The sequence below is a fragment of the Paenibacillus sp. FSL R7-0333 genome, from assembly GCF_038000365.1.
In the GTDB taxonomy this organism is placed as follows: domain Bacteria; phylum Bacillota; class Bacilli; order Paenibacillales; family Paenibacillaceae; genus Paenibacillus_AQ; species Paenibacillus_AQ silagei.
In genome coordinates this window covers 784,806-802,431 of record NZ_JBBOBZ010000001.1, presented here as the reverse complement: position 1 = coordinate 802,431, position 17,626 = coordinate 784,806, and the positions used below count along the sequence as shown (strand labels likewise).

The window sequence follows — 17,626 nt, the reverse complement described above, 5'->3', positions numbered from 1 at the left end:
CTCTTTTTTACCATAGACTGGTTTCACTTATGCGGCGGCTGATCCAGTTGGCACTATAGATGAAGACCAGACTGATCATCCCCATGAATAGGTCTATGGAAGCACCGTAGCTGAAATTACCTTGCTGCATACCGACTCTGTATACATAAGTGCTGATAATATCCGCAGTTTCGTAAATCGCCGGATTCTGCATCAAGAAGACCTTCTCGAAGCCTATCTCCAGCACCTGCCCGATATTCAGAATGAGTGTAATGACAATCGCGGGAGAGATACCCGGCAGCGTAATATGCCAGATCCGCCGCAGTCTGCCTGCTCCGTCCATTTCTGCCGCTTCGTATAGCTGGGGATCAAGGGCGGTTAGCGCAGCCAGATAGATGATGGTCTCCCAGCCGATATGCTGCCAGATTTCGGAGAGTACATAAATGATACGGAAGAAACCCGGCTCGTTCATGAAGTTAACAGGCCCGATGCCAATGCTGCCGAGCAGATTATTGATCAGCCCTCCCGTTGGCGAGAGAAACATAATCACCATACTGGCAACAATGACATTGGAGATGAAATGCGGAAGATAGCTTACCGTCTGCACGAGGCGTTTGTAGGATGCCTTCCTTACCTCATTCAGCAGAATCGCGAGTAGGATCGGGGCAGGAAAGCCGAATACCAGCCGGTATAATCCAAGTAGAAAGGTATTCTTCATCAGCAGCAGGAAATCCGGATTCTCCAGAAACATCCGATAATATTTGAAGCCCACCCAGTTGCTGGCCCAGATCCCCTTGAACAGATTGTAATCCTTAAACGTGATCACCAGCCCGAACATCGGCAGATACTTGAAAATCAAATAATACAGCAGACAGGGAAGAAACAGCAGCCATAATAATTTGTTTCTTCTCCAGGTCTTCATCACCCGTTCCCTCAGCTGCGGCCGTTCCCGGTTTCTCCCGGCGGTTGTCTCCGGCAGTGCATTTGCTTGCCCCATACGCATCCTCCCTAAATACTGTAGTGATGTTAGCTTATTTCCCCTTTCAAGCCGGGAGTTATGGTTGAATTATAGGAATAAAATCAGTGATAGCGCTATCAGCATGTTATAATACATATCGCCCGATTAGCGATTTTCTAAGAATCGGCGTATAAAAAGAAGAAAGTGCATATTGTCCGTGTGAGCTTTCGGGAGCTATGATGGTATAAAAAGAATGTCCATAGCAAGGGGGACCATCATGCGCAGAAGAACAGACTTTAAATTTGCTTTCAACGCCTTGTTCGTGAAGCTAATGCTGAGCTTTCTCAGCGTTATCCTGCTGCTGGCTTCTTTCAATCTTGTCTCTCATCTATATCTGAGCAAGAAGGTCTATCAGGAGATGGTCCGCCAGAATGAGTTGAGTCTCAAGCAGACCGCCCTGAGCTACGAGAATCATTTCCGGCTGACACAGAACATCATTCTAACCCTTAACCGATCGCGTACATGGACGGCCAACCTGGGCCTCTTGAGCCAGGTCCGCGAGAACAGGCGTTATGATGTGGTCCGTGAGGTCAAATCGGATCTGGCGAACGTCTACTCCAACCCGTTCCTGCATATTGAGAACTTCATTCTCTATTTCAAAGAAGCGGATTATGTTTTTGAAAAGGACGGCACAAGCAGTATGAACGATATGTTCTCCAAATATTATGCCAGCAAGGAGTATCCGCCGGATTATTGGAGCCGGCAGACGATGGGCAATCAGTACATGAGGGTCCTGCCTGCAGCTAATTTTAGAGAGAGTACGATGAATTCCTCGCGTCCGCTCGGGTCGCTGCTGCCGCTGGTCACCCAGGTTCTTCCCAATAAGGAGGTCTATGGCATTGTCATGCTGAATGCACGCGAATTGCAAACGGCTTACGGGGATGGGAGCGCAAGTCCGTTCTATATTCTGGATGCAGACGGCGTCATGCTGTTCTCCACCACGGCAGACCGGCCGGTATTAAGCGACTTCTCCGGGAGCATCAGCTACCATGAGCAGGTCGGAGACCAATATTATTTCTATCAAAAAGGCGGGCAGACCGGATTCACTTATGTCCAGGTTACACCAGCCGCTGCAGTTACTTCCGGAATGCGCCAGATGCAGCTGCTGCTGGCCGCCCTGCTGACTGCCGCCGTGCTCACCAGTATTCTGTTTTCGCTGTTCTTCAGTTACCGTCTTAACCGGCCGCTGCAGCGGCTGATTGCAGCACTGGAGCGCAAGTCGGGTACAGGTGCGGATAAGCTAAGCAGCGTGAAGGAATTCGCTATCATCGGGGACCGCATGAGCCGTATTCTGGAGACCAACCAATTCATTCAGACCGATCTGGAGCATAAAAATTCGCTGGTGCGCCAGTACGCCTACTCCCATAAAATTAAGAACATCCCCCTGAACCCCAATCTGCTGGATCTGGAGGATGCCCAAGCGGAAGACCGGCCGTATGCAGCCGTGCTGTTCAAGCTCAGCTTCAAGCAGCCGTCCCAGAGCCCGGAGAAGGATACCCTGATGCTGTGGCAGCTGATCCAGCACCTGTTCCTGGGCAGCGAAGGGGATATAGTGGCTGTGCAACCGGAGCAGAATCAGCTCCTGCTGCTGCTGTTCCAATGCGGACCGCAGAGCGCTATTCTTCAGACACTCCAGACTCTGAAGGAGCTGCTGGAGGTGGAGCCCGCCTTTTATTTGACCATTGCGGTAAGTCCTGTCTACTCCGGAGAAACTCCGATTACCGGTGCTTACGGGATTCTCTCCTCACTGCTTAAAGAACGCAGGCTGAACGAAGAAACCCAGATTATCGTGGAGCCGCGCGCTTCATCGGCCCGTTCCTTTCATGTCAAGGTAACCCATGGGGAGGAGCTATCGGGCCTTCTGCTGTCAGGCAATGAGGAAGCGGTGCTGGGATGGCTGGCCAGACAGCTGGAGCAGTTGAACCAGAAGGACGCTGCGGCCGAAGATTTCCGGGCCTTTGCCGCGGGAGCGGTGGAGCAGGCGGGCAAGACGGTAATGAAGCTGGGGTTGGAGGAGGCCGTACTGATTCAGCCGGCTCTTAAGGAGAACTTCGAGAGCTTCTATTCCACCGGGCAGTATAAGGAATGGCTTCACGCAATGGTCCGGCCGATCCTTGCCGCCATGCGGGCGAAATCCGAGACCAGGGACCCGGTACTTGCCTATATGCTGGACTATCTGGATAAGCACTACGGAGAGAATATCAATCTGAATCTTGTTGCAGACAAGCTGAATCTGAGTCCGGGCTATCTGTCTACCTTCTTCAAGGAGAAGCAAGGCATCAATTTCAGCGACTATCTGAACAACCTGCGGATCAGCCATGCCAAGGAGCTGCTGATGAACGTCGACCTGCGCATTCAGGAGATCGCACTCCAGGTCGGCTACCTGAATGTCAATTCCTTCATCCGTATGTTCAAACGCGCCTCCGGCCTTACGCCCGGCGAATACCGCAAAAGCCATGCCAGCGGAGGACTGCCCGCTGCGGAAGACGAGCCTTGAGGCGGTCCGCTTCCTCTGCCTCGATGGTCCATACGCACGCAAAGAAAAGGCTGCTGATCTAAGCTCAGCAGCCTTCCGTTCCAGTCTGGATTCTCTGTGGTTCCTATTTAATCACCTGCCTAACTCACAGTCAGAACCGGTTTATTGGCTGTGTTTTCTTTGCTGTTGAAGCTTATCGTTGCACCGTTATTGTTCTCAACCTGCAGCTTGAAGGTCATTTTCTTATCGCCTCCGAGCTGGCTATTCACAAACCCCGCTGCATCGATAGTGTACCAGCCGGCTGTAGATACATTAATTGTTCCAATCAGCACTGCACCTGTACTGCCCGGCTGATTGTTCCAGGTGATACCTCCTGTTCCCGACTCTATCCATTCATCACTGCCGGTAAGTCCGTATACCTTCACAGGCGTTGACGCAGATACGGCATTACAGTACATCTTCAAGAGAGCAGAAGCAACGGGTGATCCCGTACGACCGGTAAGATCGAATCTTACAAACCCTTTCCGGTTATAGCCCTCATCCGCATCTCCCTTTACATCGACTGTTGCTGCTGTTCCATAGTTGGTTGCCGCATAGGTGCCGTCTCTTACATAGGCATCTCCATTTGTAATATAGTCGGTTGGTGCACCTGAGGATGCGCCTCCTCCCATGAAGGCGACCATCGCCATACCCGCTGCATTGCCTGATATGGTAACCTCATTGGTAGCATAATCTCTGCGGTTATCATGCCAGATCATCCGGTTGTCATTGAACTGCACGATACCCGGATCTTCCTGCCCGGCAAGCAGCGGGTCCTGCTGGTCTACAGCGTACTGGCTGCTGGTCTCAAACCCCTCGCTCCAGGCTCCGCGGAGCTGGTAATTCGGGTTATTCACACGGTTCAATGTGGTTACACGGTGGCGGGGATTTTTAAACCAGGTGGTACCCGCACCATTTAACTTACTCACGCCCCACGGATTCCTTCCCAGCATGAAATCAATCTGCTGCTGGGCCAGAGGCGCATATGTGGTATTTCCGGTTAATTCCTGATACATCATCGCTTCTACCGCATTATTGCTCATGGCTTCATACGTACCCCATTTGGGTTCACTGCTGGTATTCCAGAATTGCCCGTCAGCATAATTCTTTTTCAGGTTCAGATGATTATTCATCCGGCCTGCGGCAGTATTCTTATAAGCCGGATCAAGGGAGGCGACCTCATAGTTTGCCCAGTGATAGGCTCTGGACCAGTTGAGGCTTGTGTTACTTTTGTTGTACCATTCTCCCGCACTGTCACAGAACGATTTCGCTTCTGTTAAATAGGCGGCGGTACCTGTGGCCCGGTAGAGTTCGGCAGCCGCCCAGGCCATATCGTCTTTATAGTCCGTATCCACGTAGAATCCGTCCGCATCCCCGGCAATTCCCGTCCTTGTCTTCCCCCAGGTGTAGATCTGCTGGGCTGCAGTCAAATAGCCGGCAGCTAATGCAGCATTATAGACCGGTCCGGCAGAATCTCCCCATATTTTAGCTCCTAGTGCTAAGGCAGCTGCAGCTTTTCCGGCCAAGTTTGCGCCTGTACCGGCAGGGCATGGATGCACCGGACGCGCCGCGCCATAGATCGTATTGTCATTTTGCGGCCAGGTTTTGCTGCGGGAATCCAGATCATCATTCTCGACATCATGGTCCAGGCCGTCGGCTACTTCCATATATAGAATCTGGTTGGTGTTGTCCCACAGCTTGAGAATGAAATCAAGACCTACCTTCGCTTCCGTCAATGCTCCGGCCGCGCTTCCTGGAGCAGGAAAAGCTTCCGGATGGTGGATATAAGTCGTTAGCATCACATCCGTAACATGTCCGATGGTGCTCAGAAATTTGATATAATCCGAGGCATCATGCCAGCCCCCGGTAAAGTCCTTGGTGCCGGAAGCACCATCCGGCTTTCCGTCAATGGATGAGTTCGTTCCCGTCATATGGCATACGCCGTGATCCTGCGGACTGGTATTTCCACACCGCTGCACTTTGAAGAACTGCATGGACAGATCGGCCAAACTGCTGTAAACCGAATTGCTTATAGCGAAGACCGGGGACTTATAGGCGTTGATTTTTATATAATATCCGCTTCCGGCAGTAGTTAGTGCACTGAAATCTATAGCATAGGAATAAGCACAATTTGCACCACCCGCGTCACCCCAGCTCCCTTTACTGGCTGTGGTAATGGTTCCGTTCAATACCGAGGTGTTGTTTGAATTGAACACATCATATCTAACTCCGCTCAAGCCCGTGCTTGATAATACGATGGCTATTTTAGCCGCAGCCGGACTGTATCCAACCTGGTTAACCCTTATAAATATGCCGCTTACACTAGCTTGAACCGAATCCGGTGAATTCATATCTTTGTACACGCCCTTTCATTTTTCATATGCAAGGTGCTGTAATTTATATGAAGCCGCCCGCCTCACCCAATCACCTCCATGAAGTCATTTAAATGTCAGGCTGCAAACCGCTGCGCCTTGGAGCGGTGTACCTGCATTATAACCAGTCCTATCATGGGAATTAAATCCTCATATGTTATTTATATCGTCTTTTTTACGGATAGCGAAGAAAATGAATACATACATGGCAAAGTGTATATGGTCAGTGTCCGATGCTTCCAAGGAATATAGTCCTACTTTCCAAATTTTGATTGAAATAGGACGGACGTAGGATTATAATCAGGTCACATACCCACTTTTTACCTAATATTTTAAATAAAATACATAATTGACAGGAGACAAGCCTATGGATTGGCTTCATGCTTATGAGGACGAGCTCCGTGTGATCTTTGAGGAGAACCGCAGGGTGATCTCTGCGTTTCCAGAGCCGCTTAATGCCCGCGGCCTGTCGTATCTCAATCAGTTCAACGTGTTCCACCCTGACAGCCACAAGAATTACATCTGTTACCTGCTGCCCTTCTGGCTCCAGGACCCTTGTGGCCTGAGTCCTGAAGTGGCCCGCAGGATGTCCGCAGGTAACATCTTCCTCATGCTCTACTTCTTCCTCCAGGATGATCTGATGGACAGCCCGGAGGCCTCGGCTGCGCAAGTGCTGCCACTTGCCAATCTGCTCTATGTCGAGTTTCTGGCTACCTACCTTCCGCTGTTCCCGGCGGACTCTCCCTTCTGGCCCTGCTTCAGCCGTTACATCAGCGAGTGGGCAGACAGCGTGAGCGGTGAAGCCGGCAGCGATTACTTCCTGAATGACCGCATCCGTATCTCCCATAAGGCCAGCCCGCTTAAGCTCAGCAGCACGGCCGCACTGCTGCTCTCCGGCCAGTCCTCCTCCATTCCCGAGGCCGAAGAGATGATTCACACTGTGCTGTTGACCCTGCAGCTGCTTGACGACTACGAAGATTGGGAGCAGGATCTGGAGGACAGCAGCTATAACTGCCTGTTGTCACTGGTACGCTCCAGTACCGGGATGGCCGCAGGAGAACCACTGACCGAATCAACAGTGAAGGACTTCATCTATGTAACAGGCGGACTTACTGGATATGCCGCAACGGCCCAAGCCAACCAACTCATCCTGGAGGAGGCCAGCTTACAGCTGCCCTTGCTGGTGTCCTTTCATCTCGTGCTCGTGCAGAACCTGCAGCAAATCGCCGCAGCCATTGAAGCGCAGAAGCAATTGCTGCTGGGCGGGGGGTTGGATTACTGGCTATCTTCGCACTCAAATCTCTCATAATTTATGGAAATAGCAATAGAATTATAGAATGGCCTATGCTATACTAAAAAGGCAATTATAACCATTTTGAAAGGGTGATTGTATTGTCAGTAGGAGTTCTTAAGAATCAGGTGATTCAGAAGGCGTGGGAAGATCCGGCTTTCAAACAAAGACTGCTCGCAGACCCGAAGGCAGCGCTCCAGGAAGCGCTGGGCATCAACCTTCCTGACAACATTACACTGAAGACCGTAGAGGAAGGCTCTAATGAATTCTACCTGGTCATTCCCCCAAGCCCTTCTTCCGATGTAATGAAGACACGTATCACCCCAATGGGAACCTGGTAGCAAACTCAAGTCAACCTATTATCGGGAGTTGGAATCGTCCGGCCCTTCTGCACGCGGCAGAATGGTAATGGACTCGGTTCCGGCTCCTTTTTTGCTCATAAAACGAATTTCGCCCTCCATCGCTTCAATAATACGGAAGGTAACCATCAGCCCGAGCCCCGTGCCCTTCGTCTTGTTGGAGGAGAAATACGGCTCGCCCAGACGGCTAAGCACAGCCGGTTCCATACCTGCCCCGTTATCCTTAATATGAATATGCACCTTATCCCCCCGGCTGTAGGCCAGCAGATGAATCGTGCCTTCCTCCCCCAGGGATTCAATGCTGTTCTTGATGATATTAATCATCGCTTGCTTGAACTTCGAGGAATTCCCTTTGACCCGCAGGCCGTCTTCCACCTCCAGAATCATTTTGCCCCCGTTCAAATGGCATAAAGGCAGCAGGATGCTCTGGATATGCATGAACTCTTCATTCACATAGAGCAGGGAGACCTGTTCAAATTCCGGCTTGGCAAAGGTCAGAAAATCGGTGATAATACTCGCCGCCCGGTCCAGCTCACTGAGCGCCATGGACAGGTATTTCTGCTCATCCCCGCTCGACTTCTCGCTGAGCAGCTGGAGGAACCCCCGGGTCACCTGGAGCGGGTTACGCACCTCATGGGCTACCGATGCTGCCAGCTCGCTGATAATCTCCATTTTCTCTGAACGCTGCAGTTCGTTGTTGAACAGCTCCAGCTCCTGCGAATATTTCACCACTTGGCTGTGGTTCTGCGCCAGCCGCCGTCCCAGAATCACAATCAGCGAGAGAATGAACACAACCAGCGCCCACTTCCAGTAGAAGAGATCATAATTTCCACGTTTGAAATAATACCACAACAGCTCCAACACCCCGGTAAGGGCAGCCGTACCGAAGCCGCAGGCGAAGATGATCGCATCCTTATTGCGCTTCAGGGAGAACACGATGACGCAGCCGATCAGCAGAATGAATTGAAGAATCATAATAATGCCGACAATGTTGGTGGAGATGAAGTAGTAGAATTTCAGATACCGGCCCCCGGAGAGTGCATTTATAATGAGGAGGACACAGCAGAATAAGGAATAGGCCATCTGGAATTTGCGGAACCTGCGGATGATGCCGTATTTGCCCGCGCCGAATATTTTCTCGAACAGGAAGGTCAGTGCGGGTAACAGGGACAACAGCGCCACATCGAACAAAAATACACTGAGCCCGCCCAAATAGCTGTAGAAGGTATACGTGAAGGGAGAGTAGGTTACAGACAGCACACCGGTAGAGGCGATAACAATAGACAGCGAAGCCGCCACGGGGAAATACTCCTTGTTCAGGAAAAATGCGCACACAAACAGCACCGCCGCCACGAAGATAAAAGCGCCGCCCAGAATCACATCTATGAGTCCGTTCTTGATATAGTCCTTGATTAGAAGACTGTGCTCACCGAGCACAACCTGCTCTTTGATTCCGATCCGGTCCTGGAGCGTCTGCGTCCAGATATAGAGCGTCTTTCCGTTATCCCGCATGTCCAGGGGCACAAGCAAGGAATAATTATCCATAATAAAGCCGCGGTCCCCTTCAAAAACCAGCCGGTCCTCCACATACACCTTCACATGTAGCGCATAGATCGTCTGAATATAGACGGAGGGAGACACGTAATGATAGGAGGGCAAAGTAATCTTGGTCCAGGCGGAGGATACCCCGGAAGGCTTGCGCGGCATCTCGGCCTTCGCCTCCACATCGATCCACCCTTGGTCTTCCGTTACCGGAGCCTGGAGTCCGCCATCATCCGTCCCCTCCTGCCACTTCATCTGCCAATGTCTGATCTCACCGGCGGGGGAAGCGCTTTGCGCGGACACCAGGAGGCTTCCGCAGGTTAGGCAAAGCAGAAACAATACTAACGCTGTATGTAAACTTTTGACCATCAAAGACATGCAAGCACCTCAGAGGAAAGTTTTAGAAGCAAAGTTCTCTTAGTGTTAATATTTCGCCCCATGCTCTGCCCATCCCTTCAAAAAAACGGAATAAACAAAAAAAATTCCTAATTTATGCTGGAGGCCGGCAATTTAATAAGCACCTCGGTTCCTTCGCCCTTGCGGCTGTGGAACTCAATCGTGCCGTTCATCGCTTCAATAATACGGAAGGTGACCATGAGGCCGAGCCCCGTCCCCTTGGTCTTATTGGAGTAATACGGCTCGCCCAGACGGGCCAGTTCGCTAACCTTCATTCCCTCGCCGTTATCCTTCACGCTGATGATTACCCAGTTGCCTGTCCTCCAGGCTGTTACGACAATCTCCCCCTCCTCCTGCAGTGATTCAATGCTGTTCTTGATCAGATTAATGAACGCCTGTTTGAATTTGGCCGGGCTGCCCGTCACTTGAAGCTCCTGCTGCAGACGCAGCTCTATCGAACCGCCCTGCAGATTAGCCAGCGGCAGCAGGATTCCCGACACATGCTTCAGCTCCCCCGAGACTTCGAATACATCCACGATATCCAAGCCCGGCTTCGCAAAGGTAAGGAAATCAGTAATGATTACCGAGGCCCGGTCCAGCTCTCCGACAGCCATCTTCAGATATTCCTTCTCCTTGTTGCCGGAGCGCTCCCCCAGAATCTGCAGGAACCCGCGTGTGACCTGGAGCGGATTACGCACCTCATGGGCTACCGAGGCGGCCAGCTCACTGATAATCTCCATTTTCTCCGAACGCTGCAGCTCATTATTGAACTTCTCCAGCTCCCTGGCGTATTCCAGCGCCTTCTCATGGCTTCCCGCAAACCGTTTCCCCAGAATAGCAATCAGGGAAAGAATGAATACCACCATGCCCCATTTCCACCAGTACAGATGATACCTCTCCATTGAAATGAAGTAACGCAACAGCTCCGCCACCGATACCACGGCAAATACAGAGAAGCCGCCAGTGAACAGGATGGCATCTGAATTGCCTTTGCGGGCATAAGTAAGCGCCAGATACAGCAGATAGATAAACTGGGCAATCATTAGTACACCGGTTGCGTTAATAGTCAGAGCAGAATAGAGCGCGTCCAGCCGGAAGGACACTGCGGTATTCAGAATAAGCGCTGCGGTACAGAACAGGGAGTAGGCCAGCTGAAATTTACGCACTCGGGCAGTGAGTCTCCGCTTGCCCGGTCCGAATAACTGCTCAAAATAAAGCGTGAACGCGGGCATAATGGTAAACAGGGCCAAATCGAAACTGATCTGCCTCAGACGGTCCCCCCGGCTTAGAATCAGCGTTAGAAACGGGGAGTACGTAAGCAGCAGCACTCCAAAGGACAGGATGACCAGGGCCAGAAAGAAACCGCTGTAGAAGAATTCCGGCTTAAGGAACAGCAGGCAGATCAATAACGCTCCGGCCATGAAGATCATGGCGGCTCCGAGTACAACGTCCACCAGATCCTGCTTCACATAAAAGGACAGCAGCTGATTATAGCTGCCGACCCTTATGTCCCCCTCGATTCCAAACTCCCCGCTGCCCGCATTCCATAGATAGAGCGGCTTCGCACTATCTTGTGCCGGTAATGGAATCAGCACCTTGTTGCCGCTATATTCCACATCCCCGCTGGAATCGTAGATTAGCCGGTTGTCTATATATGCTTTCAGGTTGTCGCCAAATACTCTATCAATCAGAATAGCGGGAGTTGCTCCCGCAGGGGGCAAGGTAATCCGCATCCAGGCGGAAGCGGTACCTGGTGGCGAAAGGGGCCTGGCCTCCCTGGCCCGCACCCATGTCCATCCGGCGGCTGGCCCGGCCATTACAGCTTCTATGCCGCTATTCCCGGCCGTTTCCCACTTCAGCTCCCAGGCCGGAATTTCCGCTTCGGTATGTGCATCCCATTCTATGGCGATCCCCGCCGGAATGATGGTTATTACAAGCAGCAGCATAATAAAGACTGCGGCTGTTTTGGTTGATGCTAACTTCATTGTGGCACCTCAGTGAATCCTTAGTTGTATTTATATAGTCCATATGATTCTTATTTTCGACAACGTTTGCACAATACCTGCCATCAGACTGCAAATAACCTCGAAACGGCTCGGTTAATTCATCTATTCCGGTTATTCTGCCGGAGAAATGAATATATTAATCAGATGGGCAGCCTGGATGCCGGGCAGATTCGCCGCCGCTTAAACGGGTATAGTTGTACTATAAGATGAAGAAGACTTACAACAAGGGAAAAGGGAGCTGATTCACGATGGGTAACGAATTCAATAAGACGGAAGCCGACTTTGCATATGAGCGCTATACCAAAATGGGCGGTGTCTCCCCGGAGCAGGATATCCCGCTGGAAGAATTGCGTCCGCTTGGCACGATTACTGAGCCAAGCCCCAGTGAAGAAACTGTAGGCGCCGGGAACCGCCCGCTGGAATCTGCACTGGCCAGTCATGACCCTGCTCACTTCACACCGATCGATTTCGACGGTGTAGTGGATGACGGCTCGGATCCAGCGCTGGAGAGCGATCCTATACTAGCAGCCGATATCGGCCTGAATGTGCCGGACGCCGGGCTTGGACCGCGCGCAGACCGCCCCGCTCCTTCTTCCGCCACTCCCGGTCCGCAGCGGGATGAGCTGCTGGAGTCGGATGCTGTATACACAGCCGGTGCAGCCGGATTAACGGGGAGCATCATTGATTATGCGGATACGGAGGACGAGGTGGCAGGAGCAGCGGAGGAAGCCGCTCCGCTGGAGGATGTCCCGGATGCGGATGAGCTGGTTCCCGGCAGCAGCGTTGACCCGGTCTCCCCGGACCCTGATGCTATGCCCGGAACCGATGTGCTGAACGGCTCGAACGGTGATGAGTAGACACGGCGAAGCGGTCCTGCCGGGGCGTTCACCCAAGGTCCAGGTTCGTATTGACTTTTGGAGACAATCAGCATACGATAGTTTCATTCGATTACGGCGATGGAGTTCGCCATAACCGCCCTTCGGGGCTAATGACTCCTACCAGTGGTTAACAACGCTGGTAGGAGTCTGTTTTGATTTCAGGGCAGTATTTATTTCGGGTAGGGGAGCGTTAGCCATAATGAAGAGGAAGTATGAACAGTGGGCAGAGCTTGCAGCACGCCGGAGCCAGCTTGCGCTCTGGAGTACATTCGTGAAATGGGTGATTCTGGGGGGAATGGTCGGACTGCTGGCAGGAAGTGCCTCGGCCTTGTTCCTGGCCAGTCTGAACGCAGTCACCCAGGTAAGGCTGGAGCATGCCTGGCTGCTCTTCCTGCTTCCGGCGGGAGGCGCGCTCGTCAGCGGAATGTATATGCGTTACGGCAAGAGCAGCCTGAAGGGTAACAATCTGATCCTGGAGCAGATCCGCCAGGGCAATGAAGCGATTCCGCTGCGCATGGCCCCGCTGGTCCTTGGCGGGACGCTAATTACCCATCTCTTCGGCGGCTCGGCCGGACGCGAAGGCACGGCCGTGCAGATGGGCGGCAGTCTGGCCGACGCACTCGGACGCTGGCTCAGAATCGGTCCGCTGGACCGCCGAATCCTGCTGATGTGCGGCATCAGCGGCGGCTTTGGCTCCATCTTCGGCACTCCGCTGGCCGGAACGGTGTTCGGCCTGGAGGTCATCGCCATCGGGCTGATCAGCCATAAGGCGCTGCTGCCCTGTTTTGCCGCCAGCTTCACCGGTGATCTGGTAGCCTCCCGCTTGTGGGGCGTTCACCATATCCACTATCAGGTGGATGTCTTCCCCGCTATGGATGCGCTGGTGCTGGTCAAGGTTATATTCGCCTCCATCCTCTTCGGCCTGTGCAGCCTGCTGTTCAGTGAGCTTACCCATTATCTGAAGCGGACCTTCACCGCCATCATCCGTAATCCTATGCTTAAAAGCGTCGCCGGCGGGCTGATCATTATTGCCCTGGTCTACATAGCCGGTTCCCGGGACTATCTGGGGCTGGGCCTTCCGCTGATCAGCAGCTCCTTCGAAGACGGCGTATCGCCCTTCGCTTTTCTATGGAAGCTGATCTTCACCGCGTTCACTCTGGGGACCGGCTTCCAGGGCGGCGAAGTGACGCCGCTATTCGCTATTGGAGCTTCTCTGGGGAGCAGCCTGGCCGGAGTGCTTCATCTATATGGGCCTTTTCTGGCCTCACTTGGTTTCATCGCTGTCTTCTGCGGAGCCACCAACACACCGCTTGCCTGCTTCATAATGGGCATCGAGCTGTTCGGCTCCGGCGGAGCGGTCTATATGTTCATCGCCTGCATCATCAGCTATCTGTTCTCCGGGCACAGCGGCATCTACAGCTCCCAGCTCATCGGCATCTCCAAAAGCGCCTTACTGCCGGTTCCCGAAGGAACAACGCTCGCTTCCGCCAAAGAGCAGCCCGCACCAAAGTAGCGGAATCCGGCAGGGCGCGGAAGCAGGCTTTGCCAGAAGCAGGACAAAGAAGGTATGATACAGAGGTGAATGCACCAGATTATTCAAAAGGAGAGATACTGAAGTGAAGTCTATCACAAGAAAACCCGTCATCCTGCTTGCGATGATGTGCCTGATGCTCGTCATTCTGGCGGGCTGCGGCAATAAGCCAGTGAATAATAATGCCGCCGGTAATGGTAACAGCAGTAACGGAACAGGCAGTGAGGCTACAGCAGCACCGCAGGAGAGCGCCGCTGCTACAGAAGGCGTGCCTTCAGCCACAGCCAGCCATCCGGTGGTCACGATCGAGATGGATAACGGCGCTGTTATTAAGGCCGAGCTGTATCCCGAGGTTGCCCCCAATACGGTCAACAGCTTCATTTCATTGATTCAGAAGGGCTTCTATGACGGAACCATCTTCCACCGGGTCATTCCGGGCTTCATGATCCAGGGCGGGGACCCGGATGGCACAGGAATGGGCGGACCGGACTACAGCATTGCCGGAGAATTCAATAACAACGGCTTCACCAATAATCTGCTGCATACAGAGGGCGTGCTGTCCATGGCGAGAGGACAGCACGATATGAACTCTGCTGGCTCCCAGTTCTTCATTATGGCCGCTGCTTATCCAAGCCTGGACGGCGATTACGCTGCCTTCGGTAAGGTTACCGAAGGACTCGAAGCGGTCCAGGCCATCGTCAGTCTGCCGCGTGGCAAGAATGACCGTCCGGATCAGCCGCCGGTAATGAAGAAGGTCACCGTTGATACCCTTGGGGTTACGTATCCCGAGCCGCAAAAAGTACAATAAGCAGCCTGCAGGCCGGCTGCACAGACTAGTGGAGCATCAGATTTAGAACTGTAAGAATAGACCTCAGGAGTGTTAAAATCTGAGCATTAACATCGATTTAATACTAGGCTGAACCCCGTTGCTGACTTCAACTCCTACATTCAAGTAGCTGATTGTATTTCCTGCAATAGAAAAGGCATAGCCGACCGTAAAATAAGATTCTATTGTATTTCATACAGTGGAATGTTGTGTTTTAGCTGAAAAATGGCCTTTTTTCAACATTCCATTGTACTGAATACAATAGAATCTATTTTGTAGGCTTTTTTACAGCATTCTAATGTACAAACTGCAGTTGCTATCGTTCCAGCACCTGCAGTTTGTTGCAGCGCCCCGATTACCTGTAACCATTCATAGGCGATAGGCTTAATTGTATTTTGTACAACTAAAACGTCTGGTTGGCTCCCCAGTATACGTTTAGCTGTATTTCGTACACTGAAAATCCCCACTTTCCCGAGTTTACACTCGTTGGGGCAGATTTAGTTGTACAGATTGCAGCTATAAGAGGCAAGCCTTCTTTTTCGCTGTTTTTAAGTGTACATTCTGCAACTATCCCTGAATGTCTACTTGGAACTACACGCCATAAAGCACTGCTTGGGTTGAACTGCATTAACTTCTTTAGGTCTGATGCTCACTAGTCTTGCTCCAAAATCCACACAGAAGAGCCATCCCCCATAACCGGAGAATGGCTCTTCTTCGCATCTTAGTATACTTAAAGCATGCAGCTTCTTATTGGAAGTGGGTGTGCTTCGTTCTCCACTGCTCCAGCTTAATGACCACCCAGAAGCCGTAGATTCCGAGCGTAATCAGCGTCAGCAGGAACCACTTGATCCATTGTCCGAACAGGCTGACGGCTGTACCGTCGAACCGCAGGCGCTGCCCTTCCACCACGGTATGCTCAACCTTCCAGCGGTAGAGCACTACTACTGACCAGGGATAGCAGATACCGAAGGTACAGACCGTAACCAGCCAGCCAGCGAGGCACCACCCAATGTACTCAATAAGCTTCCCGTCAAAATAAGATTCCCTGCTTCCATAATTCATCGCTGCCGGATTCATATGCAGTGCTCCCATGGGCCTCCGCCTTTCATTCATGCAAATTATTCCTGGTTCTATTTTCCTTATTATCCATGGCGAGCACTGCTACATTTCTCACAATTCTATCCCCATCAGGCCCAGTATTGATCTGGCCGGTATTCGATTTCGGACTGCACGGCTATCGTTAAACGTCCGGAGTCCGCATCATAGGTTACGGGCTGATCTCCGACGTAGTACCAATGCTTGATGACCGGCCCGTCCGCAGGCTCCTCGAAGCGGAATACATTAAGCTCCGTCTTCAGTTCCACTACCGCCGCGCCCTTATCTGCCGCCACATTCGTCAGGGTGATTAAGGTCAGCCCGCCCTGCTCATCGAAGGTATACCCTACTCCCTCCATGCTGTTCACAAGCATGCGCCCGGTTACGGAATGCTTCACCAGCACTCTTTCCTGTTCTGCCATTCGCGCTCCTCCTTCATGTCTGAATCCCGCCGCTCATTACGGCAGATCAATCACCATGACCAGTATATTCTCATCAGCCTTCAGCTCCAGCTGCGCTGTGTCCTCGATTCTTGCCGAATCGCCCGGCTTCAGCACATCCTTCCCGTTCAGGGTAAGCTGCCCTTCTACCAGATATACAAAGCTGCGCCGCCCCGTCTCCTGCCGGAAATTCAGTTGCCCTCCCGCCTCGGCCTTCCCCAGATAAATCGTCATATCCTGGGCTATATCGACAATCTCCTCCGACGCTTCGGCCGCTACTACCGGAAGCAAGCGTCCTTCAAGCTTGGCCGGATCGAAGCGTCCGGTTGCATAGGAGGGAGCCGTCCCCCGGGCCTTGGGCATGAACCATAGCTGAAGCAGGCGGACCGGCTCACTGTCCGAAGGGTTATGCTCCGTATGAATCGCGCCGGTCCCTGCCGACATCCGCTGAATCCCGCCGAAGGACGTCTGTGCAACATTGCCGAGGTTGTCCTCATGACGAAGCACGCCGGACAGCACAATCGAGACAATCTCCATGTCACTGTGCGGATGGGCACCGAAGCCTTTTCCCGGAGCGATCGTATCATCGTTACAGACCCTCATCGGCCCAAAGGCCGTGTTCTCCGGATCATAGAAATCCCCGAAGGAGAAGACATGACTGCCCTTCAGCCAGCCGAGATCGAACTGGTGCGCAGACGCAGCAGGATAGATTGTAATCAATGGAACCGCCTCCTGTAGTTTATTATGAAGTGGTCGATATCTGCAGTTCAGAAACGATGAACCATTTCTTGGACGCAGCATCCTTGAAATACACCTGGATCATATAGTTCCCCTTGTCCGTAACCTTATAATTATACGCTGCCGATTTGAACCAGAAGCTGTCCTTCTTCTCTGTAATCGGCTGGTTATCCACAACATCCGTCTTGCCTGCCGGGTCTGTAATGGTGATTTTCAGATCGGAGATATCTGTTTTGAGATCATCCACCTGCACCAGGGCAGAGAAGGTATTGCTGGTGTCAATTCTGACTTTCCCGAAAATCTTACCTTGCTCATCCAGCAGCACCGTGTTCACATTAGGCTTGTAGATCTTGACCGTCCCTGCTGACTCGTCCACGGATACAATCGCCTGCATATTCTCAGAAAGCTGCTCCACAGGCACATAGGCCCCGCCTTCCGAGGATATTGCAGGCTGCTTAAGCAGCATATTATTCACATAGAATGAGAGATCTGTTTTGCCGGCAGCAGCATACAGCAAGCCTCCTCCCGAGACCATCATCAGGCACATTGTTGAAATCGCCAGCTTGCGCATCTTCCCCATTATTCCCGTCCCCCTCTATAATGTCCTATGCTGTTTATACCCTTAAGGCGGCAAGGAGTT

General features: G+C 52.2%; 14 protein-coding genes and 1 riboswitch. Of the genes, 6 read left to right on the top strand and 8 right to left on the bottom strand.

The genetic code is table 11. The features are described 5' to 3' along the window. Positions 1-7 precede the first annotated feature (7 nt). Positions 8-901 carry an ABC transporter permease gene (locus tag MKY86_RS03360; RefSeq protein WP_076079008.1) on the bottom strand — a complete coding sequence of 298 codons (894 nt, stop codon included), beginning with the start codon at positions 899-901 and terminating at the stop codon, positions 8-10. A gap of 313 nt (positions 902-1,214) precedes the next feature. Between MKY86_RS03360 and MKY86_RS03355 the strand changes: the two genes are divergently transcribed. Continuing rightward, positions 1,215-3,494, top strand: coding sequence for a helix-turn-helix domain-containing protein (locus MKY86_RS03355; protein ID WP_076078975.1), 2,280 nt, complete (start codon positions 1,215-1,217; stop codon positions 3,492-3,494). A gap of 119 nt (positions 3,495-3,613) precedes the next feature. Here MKY86_RS03355 and MKY86_RS03350 read toward each other — a convergent pair whose 3' ends face one another. Continuing rightward, a complete protein-coding gene (locus MKY86_RS03350) occupies positions 3,614-5,863 on the bottom strand; it encodes a glycoside hydrolase family 9 protein (RefSeq protein WP_076078974.1) in 2,250 nt (749 codons plus the stop codon). A gap of 388 nt (positions 5,864-6,251) precedes the next feature. Between MKY86_RS03350 and MKY86_RS03345 the strand changes: the two genes are divergently transcribed. Both MKY86_RS03345 and MKY86_RS03340 read left to right on the top strand, forming a co-directional pair. Further along, positions 6,252-7,193: a hypothetical protein gene (locus tag MKY86_RS03345; protein WP_076078973.1), complete on the top strand. Its 942-nt coding sequence runs from the start codon at positions 6,252-6,254 to the stop codon at positions 7,191-7,193. A 74-nt stretch (positions 7,194-7,267) separates the two neighbouring features. Continuing rightward, positions 7,268-7,516, top strand: coding sequence for an NHLP leader peptide family RiPP precursor (locus MKY86_RS03340; RefSeq protein WP_372238068.1), 249 nt, complete (start codon positions 7,268-7,270; stop codon positions 7,514-7,516). Positions 7,517-7,534: 18 nt separating this feature from the next. Here MKY86_RS03340 and MKY86_RS03335 read toward each other — a convergent pair whose 3' ends face one another. Further along, on the bottom strand, positions 7,535-9,379 hold the full coding sequence (locus tag MKY86_RS03335; protein WP_340826129.1) for an ATP-binding protein: 1,845 nt from the start codon (positions 9,377-9,379) through the stop codon (positions 7,535-7,537). A gap of 182 nt (positions 9,380-9,561) precedes the next feature. Then, positions 9,562-11,457, bottom strand: coding sequence for a sensor histidine kinase (locus MKY86_RS03330; protein ID WP_076078971.1), 1,896 nt, complete (start codon positions 11,455-11,457; stop codon positions 9,562-9,564). A 269-nt stretch (positions 11,458-11,726) separates the two neighbouring features. Here MKY86_RS03330 and MKY86_RS03325 point away from each other — a divergent pair, with 269 nt between their 5' ends. The 3 genes from MKY86_RS03325 (at position 11,727) to MKY86_RS03315 (ending at position 14,695) form a co-directional block, all read left to right on the top strand. After that, complete coding sequence (locus MKY86_RS03325; protein WP_076078970.1) at positions 11,727-12,335, top strand: hypothetical protein; 609 nt, start codon at positions 11,727-11,729, stop codon at positions 12,333-12,335. Positions 12,336-12,421: 86 nt separating this feature from the next. Beyond that, positions 12,422-12,483, top strand: a riboswitch (Fluoride riboswitch). 72 nt (positions 12,484-12,555) lie between these two features. Then, on the top strand, positions 12,556-13,869 hold the full coding sequence (locus tag MKY86_RS03320; protein ID WP_076078969.1) for a voltage-gated chloride channel family protein: 1,314 nt from the start codon (positions 12,556-12,558) through the stop codon (positions 13,867-13,869). 142 nt (positions 13,870-14,011) lie between these two features. After that, positions 14,012-14,695 (top strand): peptidylprolyl isomerase, encoded by a 684-nt coding sequence (locus tag MKY86_RS03315; protein WP_076079007.1) that lies wholly within the window; start codon positions 14,012-14,014, stop codon positions 14,693-14,695. Between the two features lie 765 nt (positions 14,696-15,460). On the opposite strand, the gene MKY86_RS03310 is transcribed toward MKY86_RS03315, so the two are convergent. The 4 genes from MKY86_RS03310 to MKY86_RS03295 all read right to left on the bottom strand — a co-directional run bounded on the left by MKY86_RS03310 (position 15,461) and on the right by MKY86_RS03295 (position 17,566). Further along, complete coding sequence (locus MKY86_RS03310) at positions 15,461-15,805, bottom strand: DUF898 family protein (RefSeq protein WP_076078968.1); 345 nt, start codon at positions 15,803-15,805, stop codon at positions 15,461-15,463. Positions 15,806-15,900: 95 nt separating this feature from the next. Further along, complete coding sequence (locus MKY86_RS03305; RefSeq protein ID WP_076078966.1) at positions 15,901-16,230, bottom strand: hypothetical protein; 330 nt, start codon at positions 16,228-16,230, stop codon at positions 15,901-15,903. A 36-nt stretch (positions 16,231-16,266) separates the two neighbouring features. Next, a complete protein-coding gene (locus MKY86_RS03300) occupies positions 16,267-16,968 on the bottom strand; it encodes a pirin family protein (RefSeq protein WP_076078965.1) in 702 nt (233 codons plus the stop codon). Between the two features lie 22 nt (positions 16,969-16,990). Further along, on the bottom strand, positions 16,991-17,566 hold the full coding sequence (locus tag MKY86_RS03295; protein WP_076078963.1) for a hypothetical protein: 576 nt from the start codon (positions 17,564-17,566) through the stop codon (positions 16,991-16,993). Between the last annotated feature and the right edge of the window lie 60 nt (positions 17,567-17,626).

Coding starts and splice junctions, on each gene's coding strand:
- MKY86_RS03360 (WP_076079008.1), bottom strand. CDS start 901: ATGAAGACCTGGAGAAGAAACAAATTATTATGGCTGCTGTTTCTTCCC.
- MKY86_RS03355 (WP_076078975.1), top strand. CDS start 1,215: ATGCGCAGAAGAACAGACTTTAAATTTGCTTTCAACGCCTTGTTCGTG.
- MKY86_RS03350 (WP_076078974.1), bottom strand. CDS start 5,863: ATGAATTCACCGGATTCGGTTCAAGCTAGTGTAAGCGGCATATTTATA.
- MKY86_RS03345 (WP_076078973.1), top strand. CDS start 6,252: ATGGATTGGCTTCATGCTTATGAGGACGAGCTCCGTGTGATCTTTGAG.
- MKY86_RS03330 (WP_076078971.1), bottom strand. CDS start 11,457: ATGAAGTTAGCATCAACCAAAACAGCCGCAGTCTTTATTATGCTGCTG.
- MKY86_RS03325 (WP_076078970.1), top strand. CDS start 11,727: ATGGGTAACGAATTCAATAAGACGGAAGCCGACTTTGCATATGAGCGC.
- MKY86_RS03320 (WP_076078969.1), top strand. CDS start 12,556: ATGAAGAGGAAGTATGAACAGTGGGCAGAGCTTGCAGCACGCCGGAGC.
- MKY86_RS03315 (WP_076079007.1), top strand. CDS start 14,012: ATGATGTGCCTGATGCTCGTCATTCTGGCGGGCTGCGGCAATAAGCCA.
- MKY86_RS03310 (WP_076078968.1), bottom strand. CDS start 15,805: ATGGGAGCACTGCATATGAATCCGGCAGCGATGAATTATGGAAGCAGG.
- MKY86_RS03305 (WP_076078966.1), bottom strand. CDS start 16,230: ATGGCAGAACAGGAAAGAGTGCTGGTGAAGCATTCCGTAACCGGGCGC.
- MKY86_RS03295 (WP_076078963.1), bottom strand. CDS start 17,566: ATGGGGAAGATGCGCAAGCTGGCGATTTCAACAATGTGCCTGATGATG.